Source organism: Belliella marina, assembly GCF_042682445.1.
Lineage (GTDB): Bacteria > Bacteroidota > Bacteroidia > Cytophagales > Cyclobacteriaceae > Belliella > Belliella marina.
The window spans coordinates 42,835-56,311 of the sequence record NZ_JBHUHR010000006.1 but is presented as its reverse complement, the minus strand read 5'-3'; the positions used below and the strand labels follow the sequence as shown (position 1 = coordinate 56,311).

Sequence of the window (13,477 nt, the reverse complement as noted above, 5' to 3'; positions counted from 1 at the left end):
ATTTTCTTTTGGCTATTAGAAAGTAATGTTTACACCTGCGATGAATGTTCTGGCTCTAGGATAGGCTGAGTAATCAACCCCTGGAGTCATTGGTGTCCTTCTTCTGGTATTCACCTCTGGATCATATCCAGTGTATTTGGTGAATATCCCCAAATTGTTTCCGGTAGCATATACTCTAAACCTTTGGATTTTGAATGCCTGAAGCATACTTGTCGGCAAAGTATAGCCTAAAGTAATGTTGTTGATTCTCAAAAAAGAACCATCTTCTATCGCCCATGAATGCATGTAGAATGAACTTGCCGAAGTCAATGGAGACCAAATCGTCGCATTGGCATTCAAAGCTGCCAACTCAGTAGGGTCTGTCACTACTTGGCCAGCACCGTTTACATTTGTAAACCTGTCATTCATGATCGCCAAGAGGTTCGAATTCGGTGTATACCCTGAAGAGAATTCCAGTTTGTTTGCATTCAGGATGTCATTGCCCAATACAAAGTTCATGAAGATACTTGCGTCGAAGTTTTTCCATGAAAATTGCTGGTTCAAACCTCCAAAGAACTTCGGCGTTGCATTACCGATGGCAGTCCTATCATTGTCATCAACGATCCCATCGCCATTCAGATCCTTGAATTTCAAAGTCCCTGGTCTTGGGACTACCGAAGTGATGCCTTGGTTGTTTGGCACACCATCCCTCAAGGTGTATACCCCATCATTGTAGTCAAAATCACTGATTTGGTAGAAACCATCCGTCTCCAAGCCCCACATAGTACCTACTGGCTTACCTACTTGGATTGCATAGTCAAATGGCACATTTCCACCTGCCCAACCTGATGGTACTAGGAATTGGGTCTGGTCTCCCAAACTTTCTACCCTATTTATATTATGTGAAATATTGAAACTCGCCGTCCAGTTGAAATCCTTCTTGTTGATGATCGCTCCAGACAATTGTACTTCAACCCCTCTGTTTGATGTCTCTCCCACATTCTGTAGCTGAACAGTATATCCAGAAGTAGATGGAACAGGTACTTCTACCAAAAGATCTCTGGTGGTATTGATGTAAGCATCAATTGAGAACTGCACTCTGCCTCCCCAAAAACCTGCATCCAAACCGATGTTTTTCGCAATGGTAGTTTCCCAAATCAAGTTTTCATTCGCCAAAGCAACCGGAGAGAAACCTACTTCCAAAGCGTTGTTGAAACCATAGAATGCATTTGGACCAAATTGGGTTAAATAAAGGTAGTTATCAATTCTGTTGTTACCTGATTCACCATAGGAAGCCCTTAACTTCAAGTCAGAAACTGTATTTCTGACCCCATCCATAAATCCTTCATCCGAGATTCTCCAAGCTCCGGAAACGGATGGAAAATAACCCCATTTATTTCCTTTGGCGAACTTTGAGGAACCATCAGCCCTCATTGTGGCAGCAAAAAGGAACCTATCTCCATAGGCATAATTCACCCTACCGAAGAATGACAACAACCTGGATTCTTGAAAATTTGAAGTAGGGATCTGAGGCTGCCCTAAGGAAAGATTACCCAATGCCCTTTCTGCTGTGATACCAATCGGGAAAAATCTTGTTTCGTTGTAGTCAATCCTAAATTGCTCTTCGAAAATCTCATGGCCAAGCAACACATCAATTTTATTCTTTTCCGTAAATGCAGTTTTCATTTTTGCAGTACTGAAAGTGAATACGTTTGAATTGTTCAGTATTCTTCTGGCATTGGTTCTGATGGATGCTATCGGCTGACCAGCACCAACCTGCCTTGCCGGACCGGTGATTGTATCATTGAATGCATAATCAGTCACATCATTGTAATCAATCCCTAGGGTCGATCTGAATGAAAGGTGGTTATTAAACTTATAATTCACACTTCCATTGAAGTTGGTGACACTTTGCTTTCTCTGTCTATATTCAGCATCAGTGAGCAAAATCGGATTGATCAAAGCCAAAGAATTGGCATTCGTCTGATCAGCATAATCGGGATCGTAAGCTGTCACATCAGCACCGTCCATCAAAACAGGTCTGTATTTCACAGCATGTCTCAACCTATTGGTAGAAGAAGAACCTTCCGATGCCGTACCTGCGCCGTTTACAGTCGTGCTGTTGTGCCTTACATTGAAGCCTACGGATAACCTTTCGTTTACTTTGTGGTCAAATTTGAAATTGAGCAACTTTCTGTCAAAATCAGATACCAGCATCACGCCTTCCTCTGTGTTCGAAGTCACACTGATGTTGAACTTGGTCGCTGCTGTACCACCAGAAATACTGACATTGTGGGTCTGCATGATGGCATTTCTACCAAAAATCTCCTCTTGCCAATCTACGAATGGCACGCGTCTGTAATTTTCGATATCGCCATAGTTTCCATAGGTATTCAGGAAATTGTTTCTTTCTTGCTCTGAGCCCCTAGATCTTTCGTATTGGTAACTGACAAAGTCATAAGGGTTCATTACATCCAGTTTGTTTGCCAATTGCTTCACACCACCCAAGCCGTTATAGCTAACGGTAGTTTTCATTTCCGTTCCTCCTTTGGTTGTGATGATTACAACACCGTTGGCTCCCCTAGCGCCATAGATTGCGGTAGCGGAGGCATCTTTCAAAACATCAATGGATTCGATATCCTGTGGAGAAAGGATAGAAAGTGCATTTTCAACCTGTACTCCATCCACCACATACAGGGGAGAGTTGTCTTGGGTGATAGAACCACCACCTCTTACCCTGATTTGGACTTCAGCATTTGGTGAACCCTCACTGCCTGTCACTTGCACACCTGCAAGACGACCTGCCAATGCTTCGGCAGCGGAATTGATAGGGATATCTGCCAATTGCTTTGCATTCACTGAGGAAACCGAACTGGTCAGATCCCTTCTTTCGATGGATGCATAACCTACCACGACATATTCATCAAGGGTAGAAATATCCTCACTTAGGGTTACGTTGATTACACTTTGGTTTCCTACTAGGATTTCTTTTGTAACCATGCCGATAAATGACACAAGCAAAGTTGCATTTGATGGAACTTCCAAAGTGAAATTCCCATCAATATCAGCGGCGACTCCTACTCCTGTACCTTTTATAAGTACAGAAGCACCTGGGATTGGTTCTCCATTTTCGGCAGTAACCGTTCCCCTTACTACAGATCCTTGAGCCAATACAGCACCCATCGCAAAAAGCGAAATGCAAATAGCTAAGAACAGTGACCGGATAATACCCGGTGTTTTACAAGTAATGTTCATTTCAATAAGATAAAGGGTTATTGTTATACTTAATTTATTTTGACTGTAAAGTTGATTTTCCTCCGTCAAAAAATATGTGCTGGGAGGTAGCCTATCCACTTAGTATGGAGTAGGGCTGGCAATGGCAGAATTTCATATGTATTTAGGGTTAAATTGTTTGACTATCGAAAGCTTTAAACGACCAGAAATAGCAGTCATTTGCGCAATCGATTGCATATTAAGAATTATTTATTTTACCCACAAGAATTTTTAAATAAAAAATTTCAAAACAACGTTAAATTGTAGATATTGAGCTTATTAAATACTTTTATTCTGTAATTTCATCTCACTAGTTCTTATTTGGGATGTCTACATATCGAACAGATTGCGCAATCGTTTACACTTAAATAGTATCGAAATGAGGGGGCTTCGATTTATTGGGAGGGTTTCCTTTGGTCTGGGGAGGTCCCAAGGTCTGTGAGGACACAAACCTTGGGTTTCGAAAACACAAACCTTGGGTTTCGAAAACACAAACCTTAGTGTTTCGAAGACACAGACCTTGGTGTTTCCGATAATTTCATGTTAAAAAAAGTTTCCCAATGGTCACGTCTTGAAAATGGTTGACGCTTTATTTATACTTACTAGCTTATTTTATTAGGGAAGTCATATCGAACAAAGTGAGATATCTTTCCGCAATTCTACAGAACACACTCCTCGCATTCGATATGACTTCCCTTTTTAAGGCAGCTTAATCTTCAAGATAAACTTGTCGATACTGTTGACAACTTGGTCAAACCAGGGATCAAAAAGCCAAAAAGTATGTGGAGCATCTTCAATTTTGACAATTTCAGAATATATATTGTGTTTTTCCAAAACCGACCTCAAATCATCTCTTCCCGCATGGAATCTATCTTGGTTTCCATTGACAAATAAGATCGGGGGACTGTCAGCTCCCGCATGTGTTAGAGCTGAAGCATTTTGCCAATTGGCATTATTTTCTTCAAGACTCCCTCCCAACCATTTTGCAGCAACAGCACCTTCCTCTGATTCGGGATGGTCGAAGGCTACAATCCCATCAATATTGATGATCCCATTGACATCACTTTCCGCAATTTTTCCAAGTCCTGAAAAAAATTCTTCTTTCCCATCCGTTACTCCAACCAAGGTAGCCAATTGCGCTCCAGCGGAACATCCCAAGACGTATATTTCCGCTGGGTTCAGATTGTATGATTCCGCATTGCTTCTTAACCAAGCGATTGCATCTTTGATATCCAAAATAGCTGCCGGGAATATAGCCTCCCTAGAAAGCCTGTATTCTATGGGCATTGTAACATATCCCATTTTGGCAAGTTCCTGCGCCATAGGCAACATCAGCTCCAATGAACCGGATTGCCAACCACCTCCATGCACCATGACTATTCCTGCTTGCTTTTCCCACCCCTTTTCTACCCACAACACACTTGCTTCCAGATCCCTGTAGGGCAATGATTTATAATACACTTGGGATTCTTTGACATTGCTTGATTGTTGTTTCAGGACTGGTTTGGCTTCAGGTACCATCTTCTTCATTTTCAATGTGGCACTTCCCAAGGTATATGAACTGTCTTTCACGACACCAAACCAGGGTTTTCCAAACAAATCGTTTTGACTATTGTACCCTTTAAAAACTTCATCCAAGGAATACTTTTGGGCAGCATGGGCATCCAATTTTTTTGACCAGGAAACCCTATCTGCAGTATTAGATCCGGGACCAGAATTATTGTATTCTGCATAAAATACGGTTTTCTCAATTTCCCTTCCCCAATTACTCCAGCCTTCTCCCCTGGTGTGGCTTCCCATTTCACAGTTGATAAAAACCGTCTTGGCATGATCCCTCCAAGGCCTTCCCAAATAAACCTTGCTTACGCCTTCATCAGCTGTCAGTTGGCAACCATTGAAAACATAACCGTACTTTACCCATTCGGGAGTTGAGGCAGCTGTGATATAAGAATTGGATTTGGAGTGTATTTGACATCCTTCAAAATATGCTGTAGCAGAACCGAATATAAAATCAGTAGTCCCTTCGATATAACAACCCCTGAAATACTGCCTTGAATTTTCCCCAGAGGCAAACATGGTATCTTGATTGCCCCTGAAATGGCAGTTTTCAAAAACCAGCCTATCCCCTTCTGCATGGAGTGCTACCGCTTGACCAACATTTCCTGCCGAATTTTCAATCGAAAGGTTTTTGAAGGTTAGGCTATTACCCAACACCATCAAAGTGTAGGTATCAAAGGTCTGCAATTTGTTTTTCCCAGTATGGTCATCAAAAGTAATGATGGTTTTGTCAGGACCATCACCTTTGAAAGTCACATTGGTAATGGTTCCCGGAATCAACAACTTCTCTTTGTAAACCCCTTCCTTGATATGGACTGTGATTGGTTTTGGCAAGTATACCCTGATGGCATCCAAAGCATCCTGAATGAATATAAAGTCTCCGGTTCCATCTTTGGCAACTACGATATCCTCCTGAACCTTGCCTTTCAAATCCCTGACTTTGCCATCCTGAGGATAGAAATTGACAATTTGGGCATTCAATTCGGCTGTTGAAAGCAACAGCATCACAACAACCAAAAATCTCAAAGAGGACTCTATTTTGAGGATCATTTTTTATCGATTTTACGAAATGCCTCAAAAACCAATGCCGCAACTGCCTTGGCACCTTCAGGCTGGAAATGTGTATTGTCTTTGCTGCCTTCTGGATAGGCCTCATACAAACCTGGCCCAAAATTCATGAAGTAATTGGAAGTAACATATTCTTGACCTTTCCCAGTAAATTCCTCAATGGAAAGCATTGTCAAGTCTATCAGGTAAGTTTCTGTTTCCTTGGCTACTTCTAATGCAGCTTGATAATATTCACCATGACAGTTTTGCAATTGTCCATCCTTCCAAGGGTAATTTCGATTGACCGGAGTAAGAACCACGGGGTTCCCTCCTTTTTCTCTGGTTTGGGAAATAAACAAACGCAAGAATTCTTTGTACCCCTCGATTGTAACATATCTTTCTGTTTTTTCAGTTGCAGCATCATTATGTCCAAACTGCATCATCACCCAGTCCCCTTCCTGAATATTTTCATAAACAGAACGCCACCTACCTTCTTCAAAAAACGTCCTTGTACTTCTCCCTCCCCTTGCTCTGTCATCTATTTCAACAGTGGTTGCAACTGTACTTCCAGGTAGGATGGTTTGTCCAGCTTGGTCGAAAAAGCCCTGAAAAACCTGCCCCCATCCAGTCACAGGGTAGCGGGTTTTGATATAATCATCTCCGTAGTTGGCATAATCAGCCATGGTGGAATCACCTATCAAATAGATTTTTACCTTTTCTTCTTTCTGTCGGAATGACAAAATGGAAAGAACAAGAATGGTGATACCACAAATGAAATATATTGATTTATTTGTCATAGAAAATGGGTTTTATGGCAATCAATCTTTTAGGAATACTGCCAATTCAGGCAATTTTTCTTTTACCTCTTCCACCACCAAATCACAGATTTTGAAGGCACCTGTTGGGGAAAGATGGGTGTCGTCTGCTACTCCCTTGGGAAACCTCTCATAATCTCCGGGACGGTAATGAAGGAAAAGTTCTTTTGACTTTTCTACCCCAAACTGCTCCAAAAGGGCAATCGACTTGCTGTGCAAATCAAAAAGGGGAACATCCAATTCCTCTGAAACCTCCCTGACCACTTCTGAATACCTTCCATGGGTGTCTTCCAACACACCTGCTTCATCAAAACTTCTTCTTGAAATAGGTGTGGCAAGAATGGGAAATGCCCCCTTCTCTCTTGTCTCTTTCACATACCTGATCAAATTATTCCTATAATCGGTATCTGCCTCTGCATACCTATCAGGCGATTTGATTTTTTGGTCATTGTGCCCAAACTCAATCAATACATAATCCCCAGTTTTGATTCTATCAAATACAACATCCCACCTCCCTTCGTCACGAAAACTCTTGGTACTCCGACCATTTACGGCATGGTTCTCAACTTTAACCCCTTCTTTGAGGTATAGTGGAAATACCTGCCCCCAGCCTTTTTCCGGGTTGCTACCGGCATATGGTTTGTCGGCTACCGTGGAATCCCCAATGAGAAAGATGGTGATATCATCTTGCCTCAACTCTTCTCCTCCAAATGTAAAAAACAAGGCAAAAACAATAGAAATCAAGGATTTGTAATACAACATAAGTTCTTATTTTATGGTAACTACTTCAGGTTTGGTCGCAATTTCGATGGATTTTTCAGGATCAGAAAAATCCTTTTTGCTTAGCTTGATATTTTCTGATAGCGAACCCAACACCCTAACTGGTTTTTCACCGTTTTCACCAAATGAAAATTCCGATACATCCACATTTTTGCTATTATACAAAGTCAATGCTGCTCCCGATGTAGGAATCACCTTGACATTTTTCAAAACCAATCCGTCTGTATCTACGGCAATGATCCCGTTTTTGGCCTCCAACAAGGAATTTTCCAAGCTTACATTCTGAAGATTCATCTCAGGCAAACCTTGGAAATTGGCAGCAGTGCCACTATTGGTAGCTTTGATGTTTTTCATGAAAATATTCCTGAAAGACGGGGTGGTTTCAGAAACAGGCACAGCAGCTTCATCCCTTGCCTCATCAGCAGCACTTTGATCAGCTTCCAATACCGGGGAGTTTCCTCCATAGAAAAGGTTGAAGTTGATCACATCTGTGGGGATATTGATCATGTCTATGTTTGAGATATAAATATTCTCAACGACTCCACCTCTACCTCTGGTACTTTTGAACCTCAACCCAACATCTGTCCCCATAAACGTGCAGTTTGAGATGTGGACATTTTTCACACCACCTGACATTTCACTTCCGATCACAAAACCTCCATGTCCATGGTACACAATATTGTTTTTGACCACAACATTTTCAGTAGCCATCCCTCGATCTCTACCGTCTTGGTCTTTTCCTGACTTGAAACAGATGGCATCATCCCCAACATCAAATACGTTGTTGTAAATCAACACATTTTTACAAGACTCCAGATCCAATCCATCACCATTTTGGGAATACCATGGGTTTCTAACACTCAAATTTCTGATGATAAGATCCTCACTCATCAATGGGTGAATATTCCATGCCGGAGAATTCTGGAAAGTAGGTCCATCCAATAAAATCCTCTTGCTGTTTTTGATACTGACCATCACAGGCCTCAAAAAATCCTTGACAGACTCCAACTCATTTGGGTCGATCATGTCAGGAACATTGAAATTGCTACTTGCCTGATATCCTTTGATCGAAGATTCTGATGGAAACCACATGTCTCCTTTATCATTCAGCAATCCACCGGTAGCCAAGAGGCTTTTCCATTGTGCCCCTGTCATTTTACTCTTTTTCACAGGTCTCCATGCATCCCCATTTCCATCCAAAGTCCCAGAACCAGTAATTGCTATATTTTCAACTCCATCTGCATAGATCGGTGAAATACATCTTACAGTGTTCAACCCCTCGAAACTTGTCTCCAACAATGGATAATCGTCAAAATCCTTGCTGAACTGGATCAATGCCCCTGCCTCCAAATGAAGGTTTACATTACTTTTGAATTGGATAGGTCCAGTCAACCAAATACCTCTCGGCACCAAGACTTTCCCCCCTCCTTTTTCAGATACTTCTGTAATTGCTTTTGCAAAGGCTTCTGTGTTTTTGGTAACGCCATCCGAAACAGCTCCATGGTCAAGGATGCTCACTGTAAGTGCTGGAAACGAAGTCGATTTGACTTTCGGCATATCAAATTCAACACCATCATAGATTGTACTCTCGTCATTTTGGGAAACAGATAATTCCCTGGCATCATTCTGGGCAGTACCATTGCAACCAAAAGTGGCTATTGCAGCGATAAAGAGATAGAGGGTTAATTTATTCATGGGTTTTGTATTTTAGATTGAAGATTTTAAATTGAAAATTTCAGCTTGGGGTAAGAGATTGTAAGGTTTGAAAGTTTGAAGGTTAGAAGGTTGCAAGGTTTTAAGGTTTTAAGGTTGTTGGTTAGCTAGGTCATTTTGTTTTGACAATATCCAGTTAACCAATTACTGAATAACTAATCATCTATTCGACTATTAACCACTTTAGCTCTCGATAGAGCCTCTGTTGACCGTCGCCAGTTGACCGTATCATTTCCCAAACCTAAACCAATCGACAAGGTTTGAAGGTTTGAAAGTTGCAAGAGCTTGTCCGCTGCGGCGGATTTTAAGGTTAGTGGGGAATAATTTTAGATTTGTGATTTTAGATTGGGCATTCCCGATAACCAAATCAACCAATAACTTAATCAACTATTCATCTAATCGACTCTTTTCCCAAACCTAAACCAATCGATATCGACATAGCCTGAGTCATTGATTTGGGAATTTCTTAGGGCAAATAGTCCAACTTTTGCACCGATCCATTTTCCTGGGGTTGCTTTGAATGTATCATTGATCTTTGTGAATTTAGAACCATCCTCACTATAGCTAAACTCACATACAGCATCCTTACCAACAATAACCCTCAGTTGAACCTGATTACCATCCAGCTTTTTGATGACTTTCTTTTCTTCAGGCTTTCCATTTTCTGCATCGATGCATTTCACATAATGAAGATAGATCCCGTCTTTTTGGCTTTCAAGTCCTATGTAGCCATAACTCATCCCCATGACAACCAAGCCCACCTTTTCTTCGATAAGCTTTTCGTTTGGGGTAAATGTGAGGGAAGTAGTGGTCACAAATTCCTCGGCAGGGAATTTCTGCAGAAGCAGATTTGGAACTCCCCAGAGGTTCTTTGCATCATCGGGAATCCTATCTGTAAACAATCTCAATTGGCTTTTGGAAGGATTTGGAAATGCCCAAGTCGCTTTGGGATTGGCATGCCATTGCCACTGCAAGCCAATATCGTCTCCATCAAATTCATCTGAATCCAATGGTGTAGCTACTGCATATTCTTTTCCAATATTTGGTTTTTTATGACGCATTACCGGCTGGCCTGTACCCTGACCTTCTATGTCCTCGCCGATTGTTGGCCAATCACCATTCCAGACCATCGGCTGCAAATGGGCTATCCGTCCATAGGCATCTTTGTCTTGGAAATGGATAAACCAGTCATCGCCATTTTCAAGATCCACCCAAGCTCCTTGGTGTGGACCATTGATTTCAGTATTCCCCTGTGCCAAGGCGATATGTTCTTCGTAAGGACCATAAGGACTTTTTGATTTTAAAATCAATTGCCAACCTGTAGAAACTCCTCCTGCCGGGGCAAAAATGTAATAGAATCCGTTTCTCTTATAAAATTTCGTCCCCTCAACAGTTGGGTGTGATTCATGGCCATCAAATACCAGTTTTCCACTCCCCAGCGTTTTTGTACCTTCCCAATTCATCGGTTTTACGACCAAGATACTTTTGATTCCTGCCCTGCTACCTGCATAAGCATGGGAAAGGTATGCTTTGCCATCCTCGTCCCAAAGTGGGCAAGGGTCAATCAGGCCTTTTCCAGCTTCCACCAAAATCGGGGCTTCCCAAGGTCCTGAAGGATCCTTTGTCTTTACCACAAATATCCCAAAATCAGGATCACCCCAATAAATGTAATATTCACCTTCATGATACCGAATCGCAGGAGCCCACACACCATTTCCATGCTGTGGCTTGGAGAAATGATCTTCTGGCGGTAAGCTCTGCAATGCATGGCCGATCAATTTCCAATTGGCCAAATCTTTGGAATGTAGGATCGGAAGTCCCGGAACTGCATTGAAACTTGATGCTGTCATATAAAAATCCCCACCTACCCTCACTACATCTGGATCAGAATAATCCGCATGCAAAATCGGGTTGAGATAAGTCCCATCTCCCTGGTCTGCTTGCCATACTTCAGAAACTTGACTTATTGCTCCATGGGCAAAGCAAATTTCCAAAAGGAATATAGACACGACTTTTATTAAGTTTTTATTGATCATTTTTATATCAGTTTATTTTGGGTGATTGGCTATTGGATAGCCAAGCTTCATTGTCTAAATTATTTCCCGGAATCCAACCATCAGTCCCTGAAAGGACTTTGTCAACAGTAAAATCCCCAAGATCTTCTTTGCTGAGTTGTTTTGACCAAGCTACTCGTGCTTTCTGATTGGCACCAGGTCCGAAAGAAGCGTATTCAGCATAAAATGCAGTCTCTTCGGCTTCGGGCTTACTCCAATTGTGCCAACCTTCGGGATGGATGTGTTTCCCCATTTCGGTATTGACAAACACCGTCTTTGCATCGTTTCTCCATGGCCTTCCCAGATATACTTTTCCATCGGGGGCATCACCAGTCAGCTTACAATTGATAAATACCAAGCCATATGCAGAAGATGCTAAGGTCGAAGCAGCGGTAATGTATTGGCCACCTGATTTGGAATAGATTTCACAGTCTTCGAATACTGCTGTCGACCATCCGAATATAAAATCCGTTGTTCCTTCGATGTAGCAATCTTTGTAGTATTGCCTGCTATGTTCTCCTTGGGTATAAAGGGTGTCTTGATATCCCAAGAATTTACAGTTTTCAAAATAGGCGCGGTCGCCTGTCACCCTAATGGCTACAGCTTGACCAACTGGTCCAGAGGAATTTTCAAATGTTAGATTTTTGGCAGCAAAATCGTCCCCAAAAACAAAGAAACTGCTTGACCCTGTAGTGCCCATTTCCTCTCCAAACTGATTCTGTTTGGAAGCAAAATCATCAAAAGTCAATATGGTCTGATCCACATCTTCCCCAATCAAAACGACCTTCCGTTTAGAAGTCGGGAGGATGATTTTCTCCTTGTATGTGCCTTTTTTGATGAAAATATAGGTTGGGACATTCCTGAAATCAGGTACAGCCATGATCGCTTCCTGAACAGTTGCAAAATCTCCTGAACCATCATGGGAGACTACAAAATCTACCTTTTGGGCAAATGAAAATTGACAACTGATACCAATCCACAAGATGATCAATAGATTTCTCATTTGTCCATGTTTTCATAAACCAAAGATGCCAATATAAAAGGGCCAACACCCTTTGGGTCATTGTCTCTTATGATTTCATTGACATAATATTCATAGGAACCATCTCTATACGGGTTGCCTCCAAGACCAGCCACACCGCATACTTGTGTAATCGATATCCCCCCATCTTCATCTTCCCGGATAAATTCATCCAAAATCCCTTGGTATGCTTTGATCCCTGCTTCTTTGGATTCCTGACTCAAATAGCCTTTCTCAGCCCCTTTGAGCAGAAAATATGCAAACATACTCGATGCTGATGCCTCTAGATAATTGCCCTCACGATCTCCTTGGTCTACCACCTGATACCAAGTGCCTGATTCATGCTGATACTTAATGATTCCCTTGGCCAGCTTCTGTGCAATGGAGATAACCTCAGCTCTTTGGGGATGGTTTTGGGGCAGATAATCCAGTACATCTACCAATGCCATTGCAAACCAACCTATACTTCTCCCCCAATAATTTGTGGAAAGACCTGTTTCGGGATTGGCCCATTTTTCAGATTTGCTTTCATCATAAGCATGATGGAACAAGCCAGTCTCTTGGCTGTAGGCATATTTGTCTATCACCAAAAGTTGGTTGACGACATCATCAAACAATTCCGGTTCATCAAAAACAGCTGCATATTGCGCCAAAAATGGGGATCCCATGTAGATCCCATCCAGCCACATTTGGTGGGGGTAGACTTTTTTGTGCCAAAATCCATTTTCAGAGTTTCTCGGATGCTCCCGCATCTGATCCCTCAATTCCTCAATGGCAATCTTGAATTTCCCTTCTCCGGTCGCTTCATAAAGATCAATCAAAAACTTCCCCCCATTGACCCTATCAATGTTGTAATCACTCTTTTTATAGGTTTTGATCACGCCATTTTCATCGATCATAAAATCGACAAATGTGCGGATGTAATCATAGTATTTATCATCCCCGGTCTGCTTCCACAGTCTATCCATGGACATCATCACCAATCCATGGGTGTATTCCCATTTGGGTTTTGGGTTGAAATCAAGTGTCCATCCTTCCGGGTTTCTTTTGATTTCGGAATCAGCCATCCATGTGGAATAAACGACATCTTTAGAGGTTGCCTCTACGACATCACTTGATTTCTCCTTGCATCCTACACTTATCAGAATTGCCAGAGGGAGAAAAAATTTGCTAATGGTTTTCATTTTGGGTTGTGTTGTTTGTTTTTCAGAAGTTCAGAAGAGGGAATCCCCTCTTCC

Annotated in this window: 8 protein-coding genes; all 8 read right to left on the bottom strand. The window is 41.8% G+C overall.

Annotated elements, in window-relative coordinates:
* Window positions 1-15: 15 nt before the first annotated feature.
* The 8 genes from ACFSKL_RS02980 to ACFSKL_RS02945 all read right to left on the bottom strand — a co-directional run bounded on the left by ACFSKL_RS02980 (window position 16) and on the right by ACFSKL_RS02945 (window position 13,423).
* On the bottom strand, window positions 16-3,234 hold the full coding sequence (locus tag ACFSKL_RS02980) for a SusC/RagA family TonB-linked outer membrane protein (protein WP_376883413.1): 3,219 nt from the start codon (window positions 3,232-3,234) through the stop codon (window positions 16-18).
* A 717-nt stretch (window positions 3,235-3,951) separates the two neighbouring features.
* On the bottom strand, window positions 3,952-5,859 hold the full coding sequence (locus ACFSKL_RS02975) for a pectinesterase family protein (RefSeq protein ID WP_376883411.1): 1,908 nt from the start codon (window positions 5,857-5,859) through the stop codon (window positions 3,952-3,954).
* A complete protein-coding gene (locus tag ACFSKL_RS02970) occupies window positions 5,856-6,653 on the bottom strand; it encodes a rhamnogalacturonan acetylesterase (RefSeq protein ID WP_376883409.1) in 798 nt (265 codons plus the stop codon). Before ACFSKL_RS02970 ends, ACFSKL_RS02975 begins: the two co-directional genes overlap by 4 nt.
* A 21-nt stretch (window positions 6,654-6,674) precedes the next feature.
* Window positions 6,675-7,433, bottom strand: a complete 759-nt coding sequence (locus ACFSKL_RS02965) for a rhamnogalacturonan acetylesterase (protein ID WP_376883407.1) — start codon at window positions 7,431-7,433, stop codon at window positions 6,675-6,677.
* Between the two features lie 6 nt (window positions 7,434-7,439).
* The gene (locus tag ACFSKL_RS02960; RefSeq protein WP_376883405.1) at window positions 7,440-9,146 is read right to left on the bottom strand and encodes a glycoside hydrolase family 28 protein; all 1,707 of its coding nucleotides are present in this window, start codon (window positions 9,144-9,146) and stop codon (window positions 7,440-7,442) included.
* Between the two features lie 413 nt (window positions 9,147-9,559).
* Window positions 9,560-11,200: a glycoside hydrolase family 43 protein gene (locus tag ACFSKL_RS02955; protein ID WP_376883403.1), complete on the bottom strand. Its 1,641-nt coding sequence runs from the start codon at window positions 11,198-11,200 to the stop codon at window positions 9,560-9,562.
* A 7-nt stretch (window positions 11,201-11,207) separates the two neighbouring features.
* Complete coding sequence (locus ACFSKL_RS02950; RefSeq protein ID WP_376883401.1) at window positions 11,208-12,221, bottom strand: pectinesterase family protein; 1,014 nt, start codon at window positions 12,219-12,221, stop codon at window positions 11,208-11,210.
* Window positions 12,218-13,423 (bottom strand): glycoside hydrolase family 88/105 protein, encoded by a 1,206-nt coding sequence (locus tag ACFSKL_RS02945; protein ID WP_376883399.1) that lies wholly within the window; start codon window positions 13,421-13,423, stop codon window positions 12,218-12,220. The genes ACFSKL_RS02950 and ACFSKL_RS02945 overlap by 4 nt, the downstream gene beginning before the upstream one ends.
* Between the last annotated feature and the right edge of the window lie 54 nt (window positions 13,424-13,477).